Origin of the sequence: Streptomyces sirii, from assembly GCF_045690365.1 — a bacterium.
In the GTDB taxonomy this organism is placed as follows: Bacteria; Actinomycetota; Actinomycetes; order Streptomycetales; family Streptomycetaceae; genus Streptomyces; species Streptomyces sirii.
In genome coordinates this window covers 1,771,687-1,793,624 of the sequence record NZ_CP147982.1, presented here as the reverse complement: position 1 = coordinate 1,793,624, position 21,938 = coordinate 1,771,687, and the positions used below count along the sequence as shown (strand labels likewise).

General features: G+C 68.4%; 15 protein-coding genes and 2 pseudogenes. 3 read left to right on the top strand and 14 right to left on the bottom strand.

The annotated features are described in order from the left end of the window. Positions 1 to 7 precede the first annotated feature (7 nt). The gene (locus WAB15_RS08075; protein ID WP_407285828.1) at positions 8 to 1,411 is read left to right on the top strand and encodes a peptidase C39 family protein; all 1,404 of its coding nucleotides are present in this window, start codon (positions 8 to 10) and stop codon (positions 1,409 to 1,411) included. 70 nt (positions 1,412 to 1,481) lie between these two features. Here the strand turns inward: WAB15_RS08075 and WAB15_RS08070 are convergent. Further along, positions 1,482 to 1,748, bottom strand: a pseudogene (locus WAB15_RS08070) (tyrosine-type recombinase/integrase); the annotation flags it as partial. 92 nt (positions 1,749 to 1,840) lie between these two features. Here WAB15_RS08070 and WAB15_RS08065 point away from each other — a divergent pair. Further along, a complete protein-coding gene (locus WAB15_RS08065; protein ID WP_407285827.1) occupies positions 1,841 to 3,256 on the top strand; it encodes an RNAseH domain-containing protein in 1,416 nt (471 codons plus the stop codon). Positions 3,257 to 3,542: 286 nt separating this feature from the next. Here WAB15_RS08065 and WAB15_RS08060 read toward each other — a convergent pair whose 3' ends face one another. The 12 genes and pseudogenes from WAB15_RS08060 to WAB15_RS08005 form a co-directional block, all read right to left on the bottom strand. Beyond that, positions 3,543 to 3,956, bottom strand: coding sequence for an NUDIX hydrolase (locus tag WAB15_RS08060; RefSeq protein ID WP_407285826.1), 414 nt, complete (start codon positions 3,954 to 3,956; stop codon positions 3,543 to 3,545). Continuing rightward, positions 3,953 to 4,234, bottom strand: a pseudogene (locus tag WAB15_RS08055) (NUDIX hydrolase); the annotation flags it as partial. The gene WAB15_RS08060 and the pseudogene WAB15_RS08055, both read right to left, overlap by 4 nt. 150 nt (positions 4,235 to 4,384) lie before the next feature. Then, the gene (locus tag WAB15_RS08050; RefSeq protein WP_407285825.1) at positions 4,385 to 5,062 is read right to left on the bottom strand and encodes a pentapeptide repeat-containing protein; all 678 of its coding nucleotides are present in this window, start codon (positions 5,060 to 5,062) and stop codon (positions 4,385 to 4,387) included. Then, positions 5,013 to 7,655, bottom strand: a complete 2,643-nt coding sequence (locus WAB15_RS08045; protein ID WP_407285824.1) for a hypothetical protein — start codon at positions 7,653 to 7,655, stop codon at positions 5,013 to 5,015. Before WAB15_RS08045 ends, WAB15_RS08050 begins: the two co-directional genes overlap by 50 nt. Continuing rightward, complete coding sequence (locus WAB15_RS08040; protein WP_407285823.1) at positions 7,652 to 8,107, bottom strand: DUF6507 family protein; 456 nt, start codon at positions 8,105 to 8,107, stop codon at positions 7,652 to 7,654. Before WAB15_RS08040 ends, WAB15_RS08045 begins: the two co-directional genes overlap by 4 nt. A gap of 134 nt (positions 8,108 to 8,241) precedes the next feature. Further along, positions 8,242 to 8,553, bottom strand: coding sequence for a pore-forming ESAT-6 family protein (locus WAB15_RS08035; RefSeq protein WP_407285822.1), 312 nt, complete (start codon positions 8,551 to 8,553; stop codon positions 8,242 to 8,244). A 51-nt stretch (positions 8,554 to 8,604) separates the two neighbouring features. Next, complete coding sequence (locus WAB15_RS08030; protein WP_263272298.1) at positions 8,605 to 8,937, bottom strand: hypothetical protein; 333 nt, start codon at positions 8,935 to 8,937, stop codon at positions 8,605 to 8,607. Between the two features lie 157 nt (positions 8,938 to 9,094). Next, positions 9,095 to 10,522 carry a DUF6177 family protein gene (locus WAB15_RS08025; protein ID WP_407285821.1) on the bottom strand — a complete coding sequence of 476 codons (1,428 nt, stop codon included), beginning with the start codon at positions 10,520 to 10,522 and terminating at the stop codon, positions 9,095 to 9,097. Between the two features lie 92 nt (positions 10,523 to 10,614). Next, positions 10,615 to 14,589 carry a type VII secretion protein EccCa gene (gene eccCa, locus WAB15_RS08020; RefSeq protein ID WP_407285820.1) on the bottom strand — a complete coding sequence of 1,325 codons (3,975 nt, stop codon included), beginning with the start codon at positions 14,587 to 14,589 and terminating at the stop codon, positions 10,615 to 10,617. A gap of 36 nt (positions 14,590 to 14,625) precedes the next feature. Further along, on the bottom strand, positions 14,626 to 15,861 hold the full coding sequence (locus WAB15_RS08015) for a MinD/ParA family protein (RefSeq protein WP_407285819.1): 1,236 nt from the start codon (positions 15,859 to 15,861) through the stop codon (positions 14,626 to 14,628). A 59-nt stretch (positions 15,862 to 15,920) separates the two neighbouring features. Then, the gene (eccD, locus tag WAB15_RS08010) at positions 15,921 to 17,276 is read right to left on the bottom strand and encodes a type VII secretion integral membrane protein EccD (protein WP_407285818.1); all 1,356 of its coding nucleotides are present in this window, start codon (positions 17,274 to 17,276) and stop codon (positions 15,921 to 15,923) included. A 160-nt stretch (positions 17,277 to 17,436) separates the two neighbouring features. Further along, entirely contained in the window at positions 17,437 to 17,715 is a 279-nt protein-coding gene (locus WAB15_RS08005) for a hypothetical protein (RefSeq protein WP_407285817.1), read from the bottom strand. A 585-nt stretch (positions 17,716 to 18,300) separates the two neighbouring features. Between WAB15_RS08005 and WAB15_RS08000 the strand changes: the two genes are divergently transcribed. Further along, positions 18,301 to 20,394 carry an N-6 DNA methylase gene (locus WAB15_RS08000; RefSeq protein WP_407285816.1) on the top strand — a complete coding sequence of 698 codons (2,094 nt, stop codon included), beginning with the start codon at positions 18,301 to 18,303 and terminating at the stop codon, positions 20,392 to 20,394. A gap of 60 nt (positions 20,395 to 20,454) precedes the next feature. Here WAB15_RS08000 and WAB15_RS07995 read toward each other — a convergent pair whose 3' ends face one another. Next, positions 20,455 to 21,900 carry a serine/threonine protein kinase gene (locus WAB15_RS07995; RefSeq protein ID WP_407285815.1) on the bottom strand — a complete coding sequence of 482 codons (1,446 nt, stop codon included), beginning with the start codon at positions 21,898 to 21,900 and terminating at the stop codon, positions 20,455 to 20,457. Positions 21,901 to 21,938: the final 38 nt, after the last annotated feature.

The window sequence follows — 21,938 nt, the reverse complement described above, 5'->3', positions numbered from 1 at the left end:
CTCCACCATGACCAGCCCCGCGCCCCGGCGCACCGTACTGGCCGCCGCGCTCGCCGCCGCGGCAGGCATCGCCGCCCCCCTGGCGCAGGCCGCCGACGAACCGCACAAGGCCGCCGAGGACCCGGCGGAACCGCCCGCCACCACCCCGGACGCCGAAGAGCGCCGACCGAAGAGCCTCGTGGACTACCGCGCCTGGACCACCGCAGCCGACTGGAACGGGGGCACCGGCAAGGGCACCCGTGTCGAGCACGACGCCCGCCCCGGCGTCCGTATCGCCCGCCCCGCCGGCACCGCCGACTACAGGGACCCGCACACCGGCAAGACCGCCGCCTGGGAGTACGCCACCTGGACCTCCCCGTTGCACACCCTCGCCGTCCCGGCCACCGAGGTCGTCGCCTCCTGGAACGCCCACACCCCGCCCGGCACCTGGATCACCGTCGAACTGCGCGGCACGTACTCGGACGGCGGCCGCACCCCCTGGTACGTCATGGGCCGCTGGACCGCCGGCGACACCGACGCCGACATCCGCCGCACCTCCGTCGACGACCAGAAGGACGGCAGGAGCAGCATCTCCACCGACACCTTCGCCGTCGACGACCCCGCCGGCGGCCTCCGCCTGGCCTCCTACGAGCTCCGCCTCACCCTCCACCGCAAGCCCGGCACCACCCTCACCCCCACCGTCTGGCGGCTGGGCGCCATGGGCTCGGACCTGCCCGACCGCTTCGAGGTGCCGGCGTCCAAGCCCGCCCAGGTGGGCCGCGAGCTGGCCGTACCCCGCTACTCCCAGGAGATCCACAAGGGCCAGTACCCGGAGTACGACAACGGCGGCGAGGCCTGGTGCAGCCCCACCTCCTCCCAGATGATCGTCGAATACTGGGGCCGCAAGCCCACCCAGCAGCAACTCTCCTGGGTCAACCCCGCCTACGCCGACCCCCAGGTCTGCCACGCCGCCCGCTACACCTTCGACTACCAGTACGACGGCTGCGGCAACTGGCCCTTCAACGCCGCCTACGCCGCCACCTACCGGGACCTCCAGAGCCTGGTCACCCGCCTGTCCTCCCTCACCGACGTCGAACGCCTCATCCACGTCGGCATCCCGGTCATCACCTCCCAGTCCTTCCTGAAGACCGAACTCGACGGCGCGGGCTACGGCACCGCCGGCCACCTGATGACCATCATCGGCTTCACCAAGGACGGCGACGTCATCGCCAACGACCCCAACTCACCCGACGACAAGTCGGTCCGCCACATCTACAAACGACGCCAGTTCGAGAACGTGTGGCTGCGGACCAAGCGCAAGAACGCCGAGGGCAAGGTGGTCGGCGCCACCGGCGGCGTCTGCTACCTGTACTTCCCGGCGAAGCCGGCACCGACTCAGCACCGTGTTCTGCGGGAGCTGGGAATCCGCTGAGCATGTGCACCCCGAAGGTGGACTCGATGACCTGACGGCAGCGCTCGCTGCCGTCGAGCGTGAGGTGGCCGTACCGGTCCACCGTGACCTTGATGGAGCTGTGTCCCATCCACCGCGACACCTCGTGGATGGGCGCACCGTTGCTCAGGGTTACGGTGGCCCATTTGTGCCGGAGGTCGTGCGGGTTGTAGTCGGGAAGCCCGAGGCGTTTCAGCGCCCTGTCCCAGGACTTACGGAAAAGGTCGGGGTAGATTAGATCATGCCTCCGGCCTGATTCCGAATGGGCAGCCGTTCGGCAAGCGGCTCCAGGGTGGCGGGCGCCGGTATGTCGCGCCATTCGCTCTCTTTCCGATGCTTCAAGGGAGCGTAGAGGGCTAGTACTTACCTGAGGAATTCCTGATACGCAAAACCTGCCGCCGACAACGCAACGTGCCGTCGAAGATGTCCTCTGGAAAGACTCCCAGCGACTGTCCGATACGCAATCCGCAGGCCTCGGACGCCGAGGCCTTCATCAGCCAGTTCGCGGAACCGGGCGTGCTCCTCGCGGCTTGGTGCGAGACGGAGCTCCCCGTCCGCGGGGAAGAGCACGAAGGCATGAAGGCCGCCGAGGTGAAGTCCGCCCTCGCCGAGAATGACGCCAAACCCCAGGTAGTACGGGCGCTCGCAACGGCCGCAGTGCCGTCTCAGTTCTTGGTCGGCCGCACCTACGACCCGTTCACCAAGACGTTCAGCACCATCAAGAAGCCCGCTGCGGCGTTCGAAGACCCCCGTGTCTACATGGGCCAGCTGGACTTGTACCGATCGTGCGGCGTGATCGACGATCGGTTCGAGCCTGCTCTCTACCCTGAAGACGACCCCTATCCGTTGCCCCGCATGGCCTTTGTGGGCATCCATATCCGCAAGCAGGCCACCGATCGCAAGTACAAGGGACAGCCCAAGAGGATCATCACCGCCACCGCGGTGATCCCGTCCCGCAAGGCCGGCGAGACCTGGCGCATGCTCGGTTGGAGCAACATCCACCCGCACTGGGAGCACTACACGCGGGCGAAGAGCAATTTCCACGCCTCCAACTACCCTCTGCACACGCAGGAGGGCCAAGGTGAAATGCAGCGTTGGGCACAGGCCGGCGAGGACGTCCGTACCGCCCTCCAAGACCTCAGCGACGAGCTCGATGGGCTCCCGTACGCCCTGATGATCGACGGCCACGCCAGCCGCCGCGTGTGGCCGGGCCTGCACAACAACAAGCAGGGTCTCAGCCCTGACCTGGACGACCCCCGCCTGTGGCTTCCAGGAAGCGGCCTGCCCGCCTCCTGGAAGCCCGTCAGCATCATCCGCATGAATTGCGCGCAGGCCGAGATGCCACGACTCGTCTCCGTCATTGAGAAGCTGAAGAACGGCACCACCAAGCCGCTCAAGACCTCCAGCGACCTCTACTATCCGGAAGACCGGCCCGAGGGGCATCCGTGGTTCCTGTTCACCGAGCCCCGCAACTACGGCAAGAAGCGCCACGGACAGTGGAAGACCCGCTGGCGCGCCGACCCGGGCAAGGCGTCAAAGAACGCTGACGAGCGCAAGGAGAACGAACTCAACTCCCCCTGGTACAGCATGACCACTCGCGAAATTACTCCGATGTACACGCGCGACGGGTACGAGCGCGAGGCCCTCGCCGTCGCCGCAGCCCGACTCAGCCACCAGGCGCTCTCGTGGTCCGATCGAACGCGTTACCCCGCGCCACTTCACGCCGCACTCCAAATGGACCTCGGCCACCCGCAGTTCCGCCGCTCCGAACCCAAGGACCCCGAGAGCCTCGAGATCCTCAGGGAAGCACGCGGAGGCGACGCATAAGCCGCCGTCCTCCCAGCCGTTGAGGGCACGATCACGGACGATCGCGCCGAGATGAGAAGTGGGGCCAGCGGCCGGGAGGTATCCCGGCCGCTGGCCCCACTTCGAGTCCGCCGACAGCGGGAGTCAAACTGCACGCTGCACCTTGCCGAGGGCCCCCTTCAGTTGCGTATCGACAAGGCGGGGGGGCTCCCGAGACGACGACCAAGACGTCACCGACACGGATAGCCGTCTGCTTGACGGCACTGCGCTGCCCACCGGACGAGACGCCGAAGAGCTCTGGGGCGACTCAGGACGGCATGGCACCGTCGAGGTACTCCTGCACCGGCTCGAACAGTCCGTAGGGCACGTACTCCGGGATGTCACCGTGGGCGATCCAAGCAAGTTCGGCCAGCTCTTCGGTGTCCGCTACATGAGCTGTGCCGCCCAGCATCTGGCAGGCGGTGTACGACATCAGGCGGCCCGTCTTCGGGTGGACGCGCTCGCCGAGCAGCTTGACCGCCATCACGGTCAGCCCTGTCTCCTCCTGGGTCTCCCGTACGGCGGCGTCCTCGCGTTCCTCGCCGGGCTCGACCTCTCCGGCCGGAAACTGCCAGGAGAGCTGTCCCTCGCTCACGCGGCGGCGGACCATGAGCACACGGCCTTCGTGAACGACGATGGCGGCGGCGATACCCGACCGCTCGTCCGTGTTTTGCTGCGTCACGTCTGCTCCTCCAGGACGGGTGGGAAGATCGTATCGACGGAGATGAAGCGGGTCACCGCGTTTCTGGGGACCCACATCACGTCGATGTTCTCGGCCGCGTCGCTGTTGGTGGCCTCGCCGGCCAGGTACTCACAGAGGAAGTACTCGCACAGCATGCCGGTCGCAGGGTGCAGGCGGTTCCCGAGGTGCTTCCGTACTGCGCAGTGGACCCCAGTCTCGTCCAACGTCTCGCGCACCGTGGTGGTCTCTGCCTTGCCTCCTGGCTTGAGCGCATCAGCATGGCCATCGAACTTCCTGTTTCAGCCCGGTGAGCCCCCCGAAATGGGGCTCACCGAACTTGCCTTGGGTGTAGTGCCGAGTGCGGAGGACTGTGGCGAGCGCTCTGTGGATCTCCTGCATTGCCCTGTCGTGAACTCCGGGGCGTGGCCCTACTGCGGTGTGCGGTACGGAGGAAGTACCCGTACGTGCCCACCCCGCTCAGCGATCCATGCCTCGAGTTCGGTGCCGGCTAGTTCTCGGGACGATTCGCCACTGAAGACGGTGACCGGCCCGAATACGGTGCCTGTCAAGCCACGCATCACCGTGGAGTCGTCGGCCTTGATCTCGAAGATGTTCTCGTCAAGGACGGCATCCGTCAGGTCCGCCCCCCTCATGTCGGTGTCGATCAGCGAAGCACCGAGGAACCTCGTTGTGCGGAAGCTCGCTCCCGACGCATCGGTACCGTACAGCGAAGCCCCGACCATGTCCGTCCCGTTGAGCCGCGCCATTCGGAGCACGGCCTCGTCCAGGTTCGCCTTGACGAGATCCGCTCCGGTCAGATCCGCCCCGGTCAGATCCGCCGACTGAAGGTCGGCCCGGTAGAAGGACGCGCCGACAAGTCGCACGCCCACGAGAACCGCATCGGTGAACCACGCGTTCGAGAAGTCCCCACCCGAGAGGTCGGCGCCCCGGAAGTCGCGCTCCATGCCATTGAGGTTATATTCCTCCGAGGCGAGCCATTCCTGCAGTTGCCGCGTGGCTTCCGGATCGGCCGGGAGCGCAGTCGGCTTCCAGTTCTTACGGGTACCAGATGACACGATCTCCCCAACCACGGCTTTCGACGACATCCTTGATGCTGTCGATTGCCGCTTGATTTGCGTTCCGAACGTCGATAATAACTATACGTCCACGTTTTTCGATCTGCTTCGCCAGCTGCTTGTTGACCCAAGCCTCGTTATTGGCCGGGTCGTACGCACCCTTGAACGGCTGAGACTTGTCACGCACGTTGTTGAAGGGGGGATAGTCGGAGTGGACGCCCTTGATGTCATAGTACTCGCCGGTGGATTCGGAATAGAATTCACCCTTGTCGGCCAGCTCCGGGCGACGGATATCCGCCGGGAGGCGGCCACTCTCCCGTAGATCGAGGCCGACTCGAGCCTCATCCATCGATTTGTCGTCGATCTGATTCTTGTGATCAGGATCATGCTTCAGGTGATCGAATTCCTCTGGAGCCCGATTTTCGACTTCATCGAGGTGGCCCCAGTGCGCCGCTCTTTCCTCCGCCGTCAACGCCGGAATCGGCTCGTTCGCACGCTCGCCGGGCTCGCCGACTCGGTCGGACCAGTCGGAGGGGGCGTGGCTGCCGCCGTCCGGCCCGTCCCCAGAGCTACCTTCGGTACCCCGGCCGTCGTGGTCACCACCGCTTGCTCCGTCGTGTGCAGGCGCGTCAGGTTCGCTCCCAGGGTTGTCGGTTGATGGGCCGTGGTGTCCGCCTGTGCTGTGCCCGTCGCCGTGACCGCCGGAGGAGCCATCGCCGTGCCCGCCGGTCGACGGAGCATCGTGCCCGCCGGCACCGGGGCCGCCGCCGTGCCGGCCGGCGGAAGGCTCGCGGTGGGCGGAGGGGCCGTCGCCCTGGTGCGGGATGGACGGGCCGTCGCTGACGCCGTGGCCACCGTTGCCCGTGCTGCTTGTTTCGTTGGTGTGGCGAGCGCCGCTCGTGGAGTTGTCCAGCCCGCCGGTGACCGGAGTGTGAGAGGTCCCGTCACCGCCCAGGGAGTGGCTGTTGGTGGGCATGCTGTCGGCCCTGCCGTCTGGGGTGTTACCGTCGCCGGCGCGGCCCATGGGGGTGTTGTCGCGCGGGCCAGTGGCGCTGTGGCCTGCGTTGTCACTGGCGCGGGCCGGGTCGGATATGTCCGAGCCGACGTGTGTGATATCGCCGCCGCGTCCGCCAACACCGGCCGGGACCCGCTGTTCCTGGTGGGCTGGGGTCTCGGTCCGTGGGGTGTCCGCGCCCGCTTTCGGGTTGGGGACATTCTCCTTCTTGGCCTCGTCGCCCTTCTGGAGGAGGCTGCCGTCCTCCCTGTACAGGGAGCCATCGGTGCCCATGTACTTCCCCGGGCCGTCGAGTGGGCTCTTCACCGTGCCCGGTGGGAGGGTGACTGTGTCTTCGGGCAGCTTGATTCTGCCGCCCGAGAGCCTGGTCGCCCCCTCTGGGATGGCGGCGTCTTTGGGTAGCTGGATCGTGCCGTCCGGCAGCTTTTGGGAGCCTTCGGGCAGGCTGTAGGCGCCGTCGGAGATTTCCGGGGTCCCGAGGTGGCCGGCGTCCTTGAGGCCGGCCATTACGCCGCGGAGCTTGGACAGGCCGACGCCTGCGCCCTTGGCGACGTAGGTAATCGGGTCGATGGCCTGGGCCACCTTGCTGCCGATGGAGATGGCCTTGGCCGCCGTGGCGGCCTTGCCCGCGCCCGCAACGGCGCTGCCGCCGCCCCGGGTGATGACGGCGCTCAGGACGTTGAAGGTGACAGCGCCTGCGGCCCGAGAGTTGTTCGATCCCCACTGGTCCCAGGCGACGAACGCTTTTCCGGTTTCGAGCATCGCGGTACGCGATTCCCGCAGCCAGGAGGGGAGCATGTCGTCCGGCAGCATCCAGTAGGCGTGGCCCACGAAGGGCAGGGTGGTGATCGTGATGCCGGTGGAGAGCTTGGCCAGACCGAGCCATGCCTCGCCGGCGGCGTCTCCTCCGTGCCCGCCGAACAGGGTTTTCAGCGCCTCGACGCCAGCTCCTGCGCCGTCGACGACGAAGCCCTTGCCGAATTCCCAGGCGTGCTCCCACACCTGCCACCCGGGAATGGATTCCTCGACGGCGTCGCCCCAGGGCAGGCTCTTGGCCTGCTTGAGGTCTTCGGCGTTGTAGCCGTACCCCGTCTTGTGGGTAGCGTCGATGACGTGGAGTGCCTTGCCGTTGACGAGGCCGACGATCTTGGCGTGGCAGTTGCGTTCGGCTTCCTGGAACGCGGTCCAGACTTCGGCGATCTTGTTGCGGCGGTTGAGGTTCTCGTCGGTCAGGTCGCCGTCTTCGCTCCAGTCGTCTTCGGCGGCCTCGTTGGATTGGAAGTCGGCGGCTTCTTTCTTGAGCTGCTTGAACTTCTCGATCAGCGGGGTGATCTCGCGGGCGTAGGTGCCCAGCGCCTTGGCGATGACGCGCATGTCCTCGCTGAGGTCATGCGCGGTGTCCGCCACGGGTTTGGTGACGCCGAACAGCTGCTCCGCCTCGGGTGCTTTGTAGAAGGCGGCCAGGCCGCCGAAGGACTTGTGGACGTCCGAGCCGGCCCTTTCGATCGTGGAGCCGCCGCGGGAGAGCGCCTTTACCTTGGATTCGAGAACGTCCAGGTCACCGGTGAAGACTGGTACATCGGCCGGGTCGACCGGTCCGCCGCTCACTTCTTCTTCCCCCCGAAGTCCTTGAGAGCCCCCAGCCGCACGGCGTGGGCGGCGCTTTGGGCGTTCTTGGCCGCTTCCAGGTCGCCCTGGACGTATTCATTGGTGGCTTTGGCGGCGCCCCAGACAGCGGCCTGGCAACGGTCGGCCATCGCCTTCATGCCCTTCTTGCGGCCGTTCACGTACTCGACCAGCGCGGCGGCGACCGGGCCCGTGGCCGTCTTCGGCAACAGGTCCGGGGCCACCGGTCCCACTGGCTTGTACCCCGACGCCGCCATCAGCCCGTTCGGTGATGTTGTGGCCTGCGTACCCGGCACGGCCGTACCCGCCGCCTGGGCTGCCTCCTGGATGTCGGCGAGCAGTGTGTTGAGGGCCTCGCCGAGGTCTTCAGCGTGCGTGCCGACGACTTTCAACTGGCCCTGCACTCCCTGCGGCTGAATATCCCATGACGCCATGAATGCCCCCCGCATTCCTCTTTCTTGCACCCACACACCACGACCCGCGCGACACCGCCGCCTCCACGGAGACCAACAACCCATCAGCGCAGCGCAAATATGGTGCTTCCGTCTGCTGGTGCGCTGGGGTTGGTTCAGCCGATGTTGTCGACTGCGGCCTTTGCGCGTGCGAGTGTCTGGTGCGCGGTGGAGTCGTTCTTCTCCAGCGTCGTCTTCAGCAGCTGGATGATGCTCCGGACCTCCTGCGAGGCGCGGTTCCAGCGCTGTTCCTTGCTGTGGTACTCCTCGGCGACACCATCCGCGGCGAAATCCGCCATCGCCGCCTTGACCTGCGCATCACGCGCCGTGATCACCTGCTCCAGACGGCCGATCACCGCCTGGATGTTGCCCTGTGCCTCCGCCGATGCACCCGAGTCGTACGAACGACGGTCCATGCCAGCAGCCATCACAATCACTCCCCCTAAAAGAATCTGAGTACTTCCGCAGCTACCGGGCTGTCAGCGGCCTGAGAAGCGGGCCGCGTCGAAGTTCGCCGCCGCCATCTGCGAGCGGGCGTTGTCGGCCTGCTCCTGCACGCCCGAGCCGAACGCCGACTCCATACCCGACTGGCCGCCCACAATCGCGGACAGCGCGCTGTTCAGCGACGCCGTGATCTCGTCCGCGTTTGCCTTGAACGAGTCGAACGCCGCCTTGCCGGCGCCGTTGAACTTGCCCTCCAGCGGCTGCGCTGCCTGTACGAGCTGGTGGATCAACGTCCCCAGTTCCGTGCTCGATCCCTGCGACTTCGACCTCAGGGTCGAGAGCGTCTGCGCTCCCATGTCGAACTTCATCGGGCTCCCCCTGCCGGACTTGACGATCGTATGTACGGTCATGCCTATCAACCGGGACATGACCGGTGCAATTCACAATCCCCATGCTATGACGAGGGTGTGACAATGGCTCAAAGGTGCCAGGGGCCGCACCCGTCACTTGCGCAATCAGGCGTTCCTACTCGCCTTTGAGATGCCGCATGAGGCGTTCGAAGTCCTGCCAGCTCGACAGGTCGGAGGGGTCGCCGGGCAGTGGGTAGTACAGCGCGGGGCGGGTCTTGGGGCCGAGGGGGACGGGCGGCTGGGACAGCGGGGCTTGGCGGGCGCGGTCGTCGGGCATCTGGTGGACTTCCTCAGCGCCGAGTACGAAGGCGAACGGGACGCCAGGTCCCTCGAAGCGGGGCGGCACGGCCAGGTCGCGGCGAGCTTTGCGGATCTGTACGAGCATTGAGGTGAGGCGGTGGCGGGTGGCGAGCAGTTCCGCGGCCCTGGGCAGGGCCTTCACCGGCGGCTCCTCGTCAGCTCCGTAGCCGAACGCCAGCGTGACGTATTCCTCCACGCCTGCCTTCGTGCGCTTGACGCGTATGGTGGCGAGGCCGGGCCGGTCAGGGCTGCCGACCACCACGAACCAGGTCGGCGCTGGTGCCCGCTCGTAGGCGATGTCGGTTATTTGGCGTGGTGACCAGGGGAGGGTGGCGGGTTCTGCGGTTCCCCAGCCGGCCGGGGGCTCACCGGTGAGTTCGCGCCATATCGCTTCCAGTGCGCCGCCGAGTACCAGACGTTCGTCGGCGGGGTGGGTGGTGCGGAAGGTGATGGCCAGCTGGCGCTCGCACGTGATCTCGACATCTTGGTAGGCGGCGGCCAGCGGGGTGCGGAGGTCGTCGGCGGTGGCGTCGGGTGACGCGACGGGGGCGAACATGCCGTCCTGCCAGGACAGTACGGCTCCGGTCAGCCCGTCGTAGTAGCCGTCGCGTTCGTCGCGTAGGACCCAGCGGGAGGGCCAGTGGCTGAGGCTGTCGCGTACGGCGGGGGAGAGTGTGGTGCCGGGCGGGGTGACGATCTGCAGGCCCAGCTCGGCCTTGGCGGCTGTCTGGTATGCGTGCGAGAGCCAGGCTGTCATGGCGACCACAGGGCGGTCCTGGATGACGACGGCGACTTTGTCGGTGAGGACGTCGACGGTGGCCTGACCGGCGGCGGGGTCGGCGGGGGTGGGTGCGACGTTTACGCCGTCGGTTTTCACCACGGCGAGGTTGTGGGCGGCTTCGGGTGGCCAGGCGGAGCCGTCGGCCAAGGTGGCCAGCCGGGCGGCGAAGGTGCCCGCCAGGCGCTCGGCGTGCTCGACGCCGGTGGTGGCGCGGGCTTCCGTCCACCAGTAGGGGACGGGTGGTGGGGTGGCGCCGAGGAGCCGTTCGGCTTCGCCGGGGACCTGGACGAGCAGCGGGGCCTCGACGGAGACGAGGGGGCGGCCTTCCTCGTCGCAGAGTCGTATGACGGCGCCTTCGCCTGTTGTGTCGACGAGGTTGTCGGGGCCTCCGGAGAGTAGGCCCGCGAGCATGGTTGCCGGGTTGGGCATGCGCTGGGTGAGGGCGATGACGTCCTTGGTCATGTTCTCGTCCGGTCCTTCGTCGTTCGTGGCATGGATCCCAGGGATCCATGGGTCGCATGGGACGCGTGCGCGGGCATTGGGTCCGCGGTGCGTCAGCCGGCGGTGTACACGGTTTGGATCAGGCGGTTGGGCTGTCCTCTGCGGATCAGGACGCCGCGGCCCGGTGGCTGCTGGGAGGCGTAGACGCCGGGGAAGAGCTGGCCTTCGCCGCGGTCGCCTGCCATGAGGAGTGCGGAGGATCCGGACTCGCGCAGGCCCTGGACGAGGGGTTCGTAGATGCCGCGTGAGGCGCCTGCGACGCGGCGCGTCAGGACGAAGTGCAGGCCGATGTCGACCGCGGAGGGGACGTAGGGGAGGAAGGGGGCAAGCGGTTCCTGGCCGGCGGTGGTGAGCACGTCGTAGTCGTCGACGAGGACCACGATCCGCGGGCCGCCGCCCCAGCTGCCGGGCTCCAGGTCCTCCAGGCGCGCGTCGTCATCCGGCAACCGCTGCTCCAGCACGGTGGCGATACCGGCGGCCAGGCCCGCGCACAGCTTGGCGTTGTAGGCGTAGCCGCCGTTGAACTCTTCGGGGATCGCGCCGCGCAGACTGCGTCGGGGGTCCATGACGGCGAAGACCAGCTCGTCCTCGCCGTAGCGCTCGATGAGGCCGGCGGCGATGGCCCTCAGCAGATTCGTCTTGCCGCATTCGCTGTCGCCCAGGATCAGCAGGTGCTGGTCGTGCTGGAACAGGTCGAGGAGTACGGGTTCGAGGGCCGTCTGGTCCAGGCCGATCGGCACGCGCTGGGGTTCGTCGGCCGGACCCGGCAGGAGGTGGGGCTCCAGAACGTGCGGCAGCACCCGCACTGGCTGGGCGACCTCACCGCTCCAGGTGGCGCGGATCGTCCGGGCCGCTCTCTCCAGAACAGCGCCCATGTCCGCGGTGTCGGCGAGTGAGTCCGTACGGGGCAGCGCGACCTGCGCGAAGAGCTTGCCGCTCGTCAGGACACGGCCAGGCTCGTCGGGCGAAACGGTCACTGCCAGCTTGCTGTCGATGCTGGACTCGCCGGGGTCGTTCAGTCGCAGCTCGATGCGGGTGCCGAAGTTCGACTGGACGGCGATACGTACGTCGTTCCAGCGGAGCATGCCCGCAACGACATGGATGCCGTAACCACCGCCGCGTTGAAGGATGTCGGCGACATCGTCCTCCAACTCCTCGAAGTCGTCGCGCAGCGCACCGAAGCCGTCAATGACCAGCACGATCTCGGCGGAAGCCAGCTGCGGCAGCCGGCCCGCCGCGTGCAGACCCCGCAGCTGCTCGACGGAGTCGATGCCATGCTCGCGGAAGAGATCCTCCCTGACCGCGAGCATGTTCCGTACCTCATCGACGGTGCGTGTTGCGCGCTCGCGGTCGGCGCGGCCCGCGACCCCCCCGACGTGCGGCAGGCCGGCCAGGGCCGCCAGGCCGCCGCCGACCAGGTCGAGGCCGTAGACGCCGACCTCCTGCGGAGTGTGGGTCAGCGCCAGCGAGAGGACGAGGGTGCGCAGGAGCGTGGTCTTGCCGGACTGCGGGCCGCCGATGACGGCGGCGTGGCCGCCCGCCACGGTCAGGTCCAGGTACCACTGGCCCTGCCACTGCCTGGCCGGATCGTCGAGCACCCCGAGCGGTACCTCGAGCGGGCCGCGGCGCTTGGATAGCTGCATGCCGCGCGTGCCGACGTCCAGCGGTCCAGCGACCGCGTCCAGAGTTATCGCGTCGGGCAGCGGGGGCAGCCAGATACGGCGCACCGTACCAGCGGCGTTCACCAGCTGCTCGACCATCACGCCCAGCTCGGTCGGCCCCATCTCGCGACGCCGCACCGTCGGCTCCTGCACACTCGAGTCCTCCGCAGGAGAGAGGGTGTTGAAGGTGTCGTAGGGGAGGGCGAGGGGCCCGCTGTCCTCCTCGTCCTGGCGCTGCACGGGGCCGCGGTAGGCGCCCGAGACATAGCTTGCCTTGAAGCGGTCGTAGTGGCTGGTGTCGACCTTGAGGTAGCCGAATCCCGGCAGCGGCGGCAGGTGGAAGGCGTCCGTGGTGTCCAGGACCGTACGGGATTCGTCGGCGGAGAAGGTGCGCAGGCCGAGCCGGTACGAGAGGTAGGTGTCCAGGCCCTTGAGGTTGCCGCCCTCGATGCGCTGGCTGGACAGCAGCAGATGCACTCCGATGGAGCGGCCGATGCGGCCGATGGACAGGAACAGATCGATGAAGTCCGGCTTGGCGGTGAGCAGTTCACCGAATTCGTCGATGACGACGAACAGATGTGGCAGCGCCTCCAGATCGGGCCGCCGGCTCACGCGAAGCGCGGCATAGTCACCGATGTCGGCGACGTTGCCCGCGTCCTTGAGGACCTGCTGACGGCGCTTGACCTCACCGGCCAGCGAGGCGTGGACGCGCTCCACCAGACCCGCCTGGTTCTCCAGGTTGGTGATGACGCCAGCGACGTGCGGCAGGTCCGCGAACGGCGCGAAGGTCGCACCGCCCTTGTAGTCGACGAGGACCAGGGCGAGATCCTCCGGCGGGTGAGTGGCCACGAGGGCGAGGACGAGGGTGCGCAGGAGTTCCGACTTCCCGGAGCCGGTGGCGCCCACGCACAGACCGTGCGGGCCCATGCCGAGCTCCGAGGACTCCTTCAGGTCCAGGAGCACCGGCTCGCGGGAGTCGTTGATGCCGATGGGGACGCGCAGGAAGGCACGCTCGCCACGCGGCGCCCACAGACGCGAGACGTCAAGCCGCGCCACGTCGTCGATGCCGAGCGACTCGGCGAAGTCGACGGGCCCGGTCAGGGGGGCGTCGCCGAGCGACTCGGCGGACAGGCGCAGCGGCGCCAGCATCCGGGCCAGGCCCTCGGCGAACGGGATGCTGGCCTCGTCCACGGTGCCATGGGCGCTGACCGGCTCCTGCGCGCGCAGATCCTCGATGATCACCTGATCGCCGTCGACGGTGATCCGGACGCCGACCTGTCCCGGCTCCTGGACCCGCTGTTCGAGCAGGTGCAGGACGGTGACGCCCATCTCCCGCAGGCCGACCGCCTCGTCCGGGCGCGGCAGGTCGACGGCGTCCTCCCCGTGTCCGTCGGCGACGACGAGCAGCCGGGACGTCATGGACAGGGCATCCTTGCCGGACAGGCCGCGCCGCACCTCGGCCGCGTAGGAGGCCCGTCGGCGCAGTTCGGGGCCGAGCTGCCGGGCGAGCTGGGGCGCTGAGGGGGCGATACGGCGAGCGGCGACGGGGCCGTCGAACTGCTCGGTGTCGAGCAGATGCGGCATCCACTTGGCCCACTCCCAGTCGGCGAGCCGCTCCCCGGGCACGGCGAGCGCCATCACCACGTCATCGGGAGCGTGCATGGAGGCGGCCTGGACGAGCAGGGCGCGCGCGACGCGCAGGCAGTCCTCGCGGGGGCCGATGACGCTGACGTTGCCGACGCGGTCGAGCGGGACGGTGAGGGGGAGTTCGGTGCCGGTGCGGAAGCGGGCCATCAGCGCCGAGGCCTCATTGAGCATGAAACGGTCAGGCGGGGTGAGGACCGACGATCCCTGCTGAGCGATGTGCAAGTCGCGCACGGGCATCTCGCCGGTGCCGACCCGCACATGCAGGAAGTCGCCGTCGATGCGGCGGCGCTCCCACAGGCGAGCCGGGTCGCGCACGATGTCATAGAGGGCGGGCGGCGGCGGGTTGAGGACGTCGGCGCGCTCGCGCCTCTGGCGTTCTTCGGCAGAGAGATCTTCGCGCAGGTCCTCCAGATAGGCGAGATACGCCTCGCGCTGGGTGCGCCGGGTGCGCTGGGCCTTGCCGCGCTGCGAGAAGACGAGCGCGACGGAGCCGATGACGGTGACGACGAGGATGATCGCCCCGAGTCCGGCGAACTGGCTGTTGCGCACGACCGTCATCATCACCACGGACGACATGACACCGGCGACGGGCAGCAGCGACATCGCGATGTTGCCCGCCTTCCCCTCGGGGAGGTTGGGCGGGGCCTCGATGACGCGCGCCTCGGAGGCGGCCGGGGGCCTGGTGGCCCTAGCGGGGCGGTGTATCAGTCGGGTACTCATCGACGTCCGTCATTCACGATCGGGCTCGGCATCTGGTCAGTGACGCTTTTGGGCGAGAGAAAGCTGGAAGACGTCCGCGGCAATGCGGGCAGCGGCTTCCCTGGTCGGGTGAGCCAGCAACTCGGTCTGGACTCGCCCACCGGCTGCCAAATGCCGGTCATACGGCAGAACCTGAACGCTTACCCCAGTGGACCTGAGCCTCTGGGCGGCCTCGTCGAGGTCGACTCCCGAGTGTGCTACCAGTTCGGTGAGCACGACGACCGTTCCGGCGATCACATGGCGAGGCAGCCCCTGCATCCACTGGAGCACCGAGAACGTACTGGTGATGCCTTCCGGCGTGGCGGGCGTGGTCAGAACCCGGCCATGGGCGGCGGCCAGCGCGACCCGGGCAACCTCCGTGGGCAATGTCTCGCAATCGATGACCATCACACCGAAATAGCGGCGCAACGCCACAACGGCCCGCTCGTACGACCGGCTGTCCAGCATGACGCCGATCTGGCCCTGGCTTGCGGGCAGCAGCCAGGCGTTGTTGGGGAGCTGGACGAGATAGCCGGTGACATCGAGCAGCGACATGTCCGCCTTGACGATGTCCGCGATATCGCTGGTCGTCCAGCGCAGCGACTCGGCGCCGAGACGCAGCGGCAGCGAGCCGAGCGCCGGGTCGGCCTCCAAGAAGAGGACCGGGTCTTGCCGGTAATGCGCGTACGCGGTGCCGAGCAACGCAGCGACGGTCGACTTGCCGGACCCGCCCCGGATAGAGGTGACGGCGATCTGCCGACCGGTCGTCACGGGCTGCTGTAGCACCGCAGCGGTGCGGGTGATCGCGGCGACCTCGCTCGCGGCCGAAGAGGAAAGCGTACGGCGCAGGGCACGTGCGGCACGCGCCGCGAAGGACTCGCCGTGCCGCGGCTTGCTGCGTAGCGCGTCGGCCAGGCCCTCTTTCACCACGGGCCGCGAGCCGGGACCCCTCTGAGGCTGGGGAGCCGGGGCGTACGCGGCTGGCGCCTGCTGCTCCTGCCGCTGTTCCTGGTACCCCGCCTGCTGCGGCCAGTCGCCGGGACGACCTGCGTGCTGCTCCTCGTACGGGTAGCCGGCCTGCGGTGGCGCGCCACCGCCATGGGCGGCGTCCGGTGCCTGGGTGCCCTGCGCAGGCAGTGCGCGGCCCGGCGCGGAAGCGCGGTACGCCTGTCCGCCGGGGCTTTGTGCACCCTGCTCGGCGCCGCCCCTCAGGTCGCGCAGCACATCACCCTGCCAGCCGTCTCCGCTCGGCATGCCTGTTCACCCCCCACTCTGCTGCCCGCCCGCAGCGCCAGCACATCGACCTAGAACTGTCAGAACTGGTTGAGCAGCTGCCCGTACACACCGAACACACCAAAGGCGAGCGGGAAGAGCCCCACCATGCCAATGGACTCGACCAGATCGCCCATCCGCCGCAGCCGCACCTGCACATGCTCGGGCACCTGCACCGCCAAAACGACCAACGGCAGCACCGCAGCAACACACAGCACAGCCAGCGGCCCGACACCCCCCGCATGCTCCATCCACCACGTCACCAGGCGCACCACTAGGCACGACGCAGCAGCCAAGAGCGCAACAACCTCAACGACCAACGGGAACGCTCGCGCCCTCGACACCAGCACCACGCCAACGAGCGCTGCCAGCACCACGGTCCATACGGTCGGCTTCTCGGCCAGCGTGAGCAGCCACCCGGCGGAGGCTGCCGAAATCGCAGTGACGATCGTCGAGAGGGCAAGGCCGCGGTGCGTCGCCGCCAGCGCGGTACCTACCTGGTGACGGCTGACAGAGACACCGCCCGAGCGGCGGTCATCTAGCGCGGTGAGCCCTGACGCCATCAGCGCAAGCCGCGGCAGCACACCGAGCACCACCAAAGAGAAGACAGCCATCACGGCACCGAGCCGGGCCGGATCACCCTGAACAGCGGCAACCGCCTCCCATGCAACGGCGACAGCGGCAGTGGTTACCGCGCCAACGAGCCCACCCTTGCCCAGCGGAGAGAAGTAACCAAGGAACACAAGCGTCACGACCAGCGCACCCGCCACGGCAGCGAGCCGCGCGGTGCCCGGCCAGCCGAACGCATCGGCAGCCGTCCACGCCGTGAGAACACCAAGCCCGCCGGCGGCGAGCAGGAGCGCCGTCGCCAGTCCCCGGTTTCCCCGTCCGACCTTTGCGACGAGCGCACCGCCCGCGAGGAGCACAGGCGCTACGACTGACAGAGCACCGACCAGGGTGCCAAGCGGGAACTCACGGCGGGCGAGCAGCGCGGCGATCACGGCGAAGACGACGGTTGCCACACCTGCACTGGCCCGGCGCGCAGCAGGGCGCCAGCGCCAAGACCGCAGATCGAGGTCGTCAGCGACCTGATCGGTAACGTCGTGCACAACGGGAGCCGGCGGCGCAGAATGCGTCGTCACCAGCCGGAGCACGGCGCCGTCGGCTACCCCGGCCGATGCCAGCGTGCTGTCGTACGGCAGGACAGAGCCGTCGGACGTAATCAACTGCCGGGCTACCGGCCGCGATGCGGGCCGATCGCCCAGCAACGGCAGGACATCCGGGATCAGCTGCCCGATCGGCGTATCGGAGAGCAGGACGACATCGGCCCGGCGTCGCTCGCCGACCAATGTCACTCGGCTCAGTTGCGTCCGGGAACTCGCTGCTCTGCTCACCACTTACCGGAACCTATCATCGCGGGGTTGACGAACTCTTTTGCCAAACGGGACGCGCTTCCACTCTGGCCCTGCGTCAGGGAATCCTTCTCCCGCCACGGGAGCTCTTCGCGCATTCGTCTGGGAATGCCGCAAACTCTGTCCGGATCCGATCTGTTGGCTTCTAGGGGGTCGCCGACCTTGTCGGCTGCCCGTACTGCTGCATCTGACGCTGCTGCTTCTCCTGCTCAGCCTTCTGCGCGGCCAGCGTGTGCTGAAGGAACGACCACCCCACGCACCCCGCACACAGGACAGCCGTGATCGCGATCCCCGCGAACACCTTCCCCAGCCGCTCATCCGCCGTGCGCCGACCCCGCTGCGTGCCGAACAACAGGGCGTCCCGCATCCTGCGCCGACGTACGGCCACTGACTCCAGCAGCTGACTGTCGTAATCCCGTGCCATTTCGCCGTCCGTCGCCTCGGTCGTCCGTAACCTCAGTCACGGTCGATGAACCCTCGGTTCATCGGCGGTCACTCGCCGACCGTCAATCCTAGGGGCTCTCCGTATGACGGCCAACGAGGGCCACTTTCACGACGGCTTCCGTGCAATCGGCTTATCAAGCACCGTGAGACGCCGTGCACAAGTTTCAGGCCACCGCCGGGGCTCGTCAGGCGCAGGCACAACGCCTCTTGCTGGTGCCGACCGGCGGCCGGACCCGGCCTCGCCCCGGCCTTTCGGGCACTGGCGGGCTGACGGACGCCGCGGTCCGCGGCGGCGGGGTTATCGAGCGCCTTGCCGCTGATCGCGTTGCGGAGGGCCATGACCCAGCGCGTCCTCAAGGTGATATCGACCGTCGAGGACGGGGTCCGCGCCCGATGCCTGCCGTGATCGCTCTCCTGGCTCGTCCGTGTAGGAGCGGAAGAGCGAGTGATCGGCCAATCGTCTGTGAACTCAGTCAATGATTGGCTTGTGTAGTGTGGCCGGGCTACGGTGTTGGCGTCCCGTGCCAGGCCCTGTCCGAAAGTCGCCCCCCGCTCGGAGAATCACATGTCAGACTCCATCGATGCGCCCGTCACCCTGGCGGGAATCGCACGCATCGCGGGTGTTGGTCGAGCGGCAGTTAGCAACTGGCGGCGCCGCCACGACTCGTTCCCGACAGCGGTTGGTGGAACGGACGCCAGCCCGCAGTTCTCCCTCGCCGACGTCGAACGATGGCTCCATGCCCACGGGAAGATTGAGCGGATTGGGCTGCACGAGCGGCTGTGGCCGCACTACGAGGCGCTGGGAGAGCGTGCGGTCATGGGTGCGGCGCTTGCGGAAGCCGGCCGCCGTCTTCTCGCCGCGGAAGGCGCGGACCAGGCCGTGCCGGAGCAGTCCTTCCTTCCGAAAGAGGCTGCCCAGGTGGTGGACGAGACGGTCGACGCTGCACGCCATGAAGGAGGCCGTGAGACCTTCGACTTCCTGCTTTCGCGCTGGCTCGACGCCCATGTACGGCAGGTCAGTACCACTCCGGCCCCGCTGGCTCGGCTGATGGCGGACATTGCTCTAGCTGTCCGAGCCGGAGGGGCAGGGGGCGGGGATGCACGGACGACCATCCTCGACCCCGCATGTGGCGTCGGTGGGCTGCTCCTGGCCGCCGGTGAGGGCATGGCGGAATGGGGGGGCGAGGCCAACTCCATGGCTCCGGCGCTCCTTGGGAGCGAGCTTGACCCGGCGCTTGCCGCGCTGGCGGCGGCCCGGCTGGGTTTCGCTCGCACGGGCGGGGGCGGGGTGGGCGCGAAGATCAGGGCAGGAGACTCGCTCCGCGCGGACCCACACAGTGCCGTACGGGCCGACATCGTCCTTTGCAACCCCCCCTTCAACGCGCGCGACTGGGGCCACGAGGAACTGGCCACCGATCCCCGCTGGGTCTACGGCCTGCCACCGAGGACCGAGCCCGAACTCGCCTGGATCGAGCACGCGCTGGCGCGATTGGTGCCTGACGGTGTGGCCGTCCTCCTGCTGCCGCCGGCGGTGGCCTCCCGGCGTGCGGGCAGGCGCATCCGCGGGGCGCTGCTGCGCACGGGCGCGCTGCGGGGCGTCGTCGCACTGCCAGCCGGGGCCGCGCAACCGCACAGCGTCTCGCTCCAGTTGTGGATTCTCCGGATGCCCGCGTCCGACCGCGGAGCGGCTCCCGGCGAACGCGTCTTCCTGCTCGACGCGGCCACCTCGCAGGGGGCTGCCCGGGGGGCTCAGCGCATCGATTGGGTGCGGCTGAGTGGCCGCGTACTCGACGCGGTACACGCTCATTCCTGGTCCGGGGCACGGAAGACGGGAGCGAGGAAGAAGCTGCCAGAGGGGTGCGTCACCGTCCCCGTGATGGATCTGCTCGATGAACAGACGGATCTCACGCCCGCCCGCCACGTACCGGAGACGGCAGTGGAGGCCCAAGCCAAGCGACATGAATCCTGGGGGCGCCTGGACGGCCTGCTCGACGAGGTACGCGGCCATTCCCATTCCCTCGCGGCGATCGACCTGTCGGCGAGCGGCGATACTGAGTCCACGATCACGGTCTCGGACCTGGACCGTGCCCACGCTCTCAAGCTGCGGCAGGGGCAGACGCTTCCCGGCGAGCTGCTGCACGCTGAAGCCCTTCCGGATGGTGCGGTACCGGTCCTGAGCGTTCCCGACCTGGTCCAGGGAGGCAGGCCGGGGGGCTGGCTCGCCGGGGCCGAGGTGGAGAAGGGCGCCAGCACCGGTTCGTTCACCGTGGCCGAGCCCGGGGATGTCGTCGTGGCGGGTGTCGAGCGGGCGTATCGCGTTTGGGTCCAAGAGGACACGCCCCTGGTGCTCGGACCCCAGCTCTACGCGCTGCGCCCGGACCGCGAACTCCTCGACCCCTGGTTCCTCGCGGGCTGCCTGCGCGCTCCGGCGAATGCACGGCAGGCCGGTTCCCACACCTCCAGCTCGGCCCGTATCGACGTACGCAAGCTGCGGGTGCTTCAGCTCTCCCTGGCCGAACAGCGCCCGTACGCGGCGGCCTTCAGGGAACTGCTGGCACTTGAGGAGTCACTCCGCTCGGTCGCGGCGGTGGGTGAGGATCTCGTCCGGGGTCTCGGGGACGGGCTCGCGGCGGGAAGGCTGCACAGATCGCGCCGATGAGTCGGCCGCCCTGCATCACCGAGGCGAGCGCGGAGGAGGCACCTGCGCCAGGCTGTCCGCCTACGCCTCGAAGCTCAGCTCCTCGAGCTCGATGCCGACCTCGCGGCACCGCTCGGCCAGCACCTGGGCGCGAGGGCCTGTGACGCGGGGCAGCTCATCGAGCACCATGGCCCGCGCTGCTGCGGCGGGGAGCAGGTCACCGAAGGGGATACGGCACTCCGCCGCGCCGAGAGTGCCTTCCAGGTAGTCGGTCAGATCGTCCGGGCTCGCACTGCCCTCTGCCCGCAGGGCCAGAGCCTCGTAGAGTGCGATCGCCTCCTTGCAACGCCCGGCGACGCGCATGCCGTTCGCGGCCACGCGCAAGGCCGCCCGGACCCGCGGGTCGAAGGCGCCCCAGTCCCGGCGGGCGGCCGGCAACAGCTCCACCAGCTTGTCCACCGCGCTCGCGGGTTCACCGGAATCGATCTCGGTCTCGGCCCCGGCGGCGACCTCCTGAAACATCCGGCGACTGAGGTACACGGAACCGCGGTGCCTCCTGCTCGGACTGGCCACGGCTGCCGGTGTCGCGGGCGCGGCGGGCAGGTCGTACTCGTCCGGCAAGCGCAACGGACGCGTAGGGTCCGGCTCCAGCCGAGGACAAGGGGCGGCGTCACCCGGGCAGGGCGCGTACTTCCGCAGCACCTCCGCGACCGCGCGAGCGTCCTCCGGCCGGCCCTCCGGCTCCTTCGCCAGCAACTTCAGGACCAGCTCCTCCAGCTCCGCCGGGATGTGCCCGATGTGACAGGTGGGCGGGATCGGCGCGGCATGCACATGCTGGTCCTTCAGGCCGTCCCCGGAGAACGGCGGGTGGCCGGTCAGCAGGTGGTAGAGGACGCAGCCCAGTGCGTACAAGTCGGTCTTCGGGGTGATCTGGCGTTCCAGGATCTGCTCCGGGGCCTCGTACCCCCTGCTGCCTACGGTGGAACCGTGCTGGGTGTAGTCCGTGACGCCGGGCCAGAGCGGCTTGGCGATGCCGAAGTCGATGAGGACGACCACGCCGTTCTCGTCGATGATCAAGTTGTACGGCTTGAGGTCGCGGTGCACCACTGGCAGGTCGTGGGCGCAGGCCAGCGCCTCGGCGATCTGGACCCCGATGGCCGCGCCGACCTCGATGGTGGGGGTGTACTGGTCCAGGAAGAGGTGGAGGGGCTTGCCGGCGACGAAGCGCATCACGAGGTAGGGCTCGGAGCCGTGGGTGCCCTGGTCGTACAGCTCGGGAATGCTCCTGTTGCACAGCCGTCCGAGAAGGGCGCCCTCACGCCGGAAGCGGCCACGCATGCGCCGCAGTTCGTCGTGTGCCTCGTCTTCGTCGAGTGAGTCCAGGAGATCGCTTTTTGTGCGCAGGCACTTGACGGCCACCAGCTTCTCGCCCCGCAGGTCTTTCGCCTGCCAGACCACGGCCATGCCGCCGCTGCCCAGATGCTTGAGCAGTTTGTACCGGCCGCCCAGCACATCGTCCTTCTTCATGCCGCCCCTTGCCTCTGAAGCGTCCCGCGTCCGACGCG

Excerpts from the sequence above, each read along its gene's own strand:
- WAB15_RS08030 (WP_263272298.1), bottom strand. The coding sequence starts at position 8,937 with ATGAAGTTCGACATGGGAGCGCAGACGCTCTCGACCCTGAGGTCGAAG.
- WAB15_RS08075 (WP_407285828.1), top strand. The coding sequence starts at position 8 with ATGACCAGCCCCGCGCCCCGGCGCACCGTACTGGCCGCCGCGCTCGCC.
- WAB15_RS08025 (WP_407285821.1), bottom strand. The coding sequence starts at position 10,522 with ATGACCAAGGACGTCATCGCCCTCACCCAGCGCATGCCCAACCCGGCA.
- WAB15_RS07995 (WP_407285815.1), bottom strand. The coding sequence starts at position 21,900 with ATGAAGAAGGACGATGTGCTGGGCGGCCGGTACAAACTGCTCAAGCAT.
- eccCa (WP_407285820.1), bottom strand. The coding sequence starts at position 14,589 with ATGAGTACCCGACTGATACACCGCCCCGCTAGGGCCACCAGGCCCCCG.
- WAB15_RS08040 (WP_407285823.1), bottom strand. The coding sequence starts at position 8,107 with ATGGCGTCATGGGATATTCAGCCGCAGGGAGTGCAGGGCCAGTTGAAA.
- WAB15_RS08000 (WP_407285816.1), top strand. The coding sequence starts at position 18,301 with ATGTCAGACTCCATCGATGCGCCCGTCACCCTGGCGGGAATCGCACGC.
- WAB15_RS08005 (WP_407285817.1), bottom strand. The coding sequence starts at position 17,715 with ATGGCACGGGATTACGACAGTCAGCTGCTGGAGTCAGTGGCCGTACGT.
- WAB15_RS08035 (WP_407285822.1), bottom strand. The coding sequence starts at position 8,553 with ATGGCTGCTGGCATGGACCGTCGTTCGTACGACTCGGGTGCATCGGCG.
- WAB15_RS08050 (WP_407285825.1), bottom strand. The coding sequence starts at position 5,062 with ATGTCGTCGAAAGCCGTGGTTGGGGAGATCGTGTCATCTGGTACCCGT.
- WAB15_RS08015 (WP_407285819.1), bottom strand. The coding sequence starts at position 15,861 with ATGCCGAGCGGAGACGGCTGGCAGGGTGATGTGCTGCGCGACCTGAGG.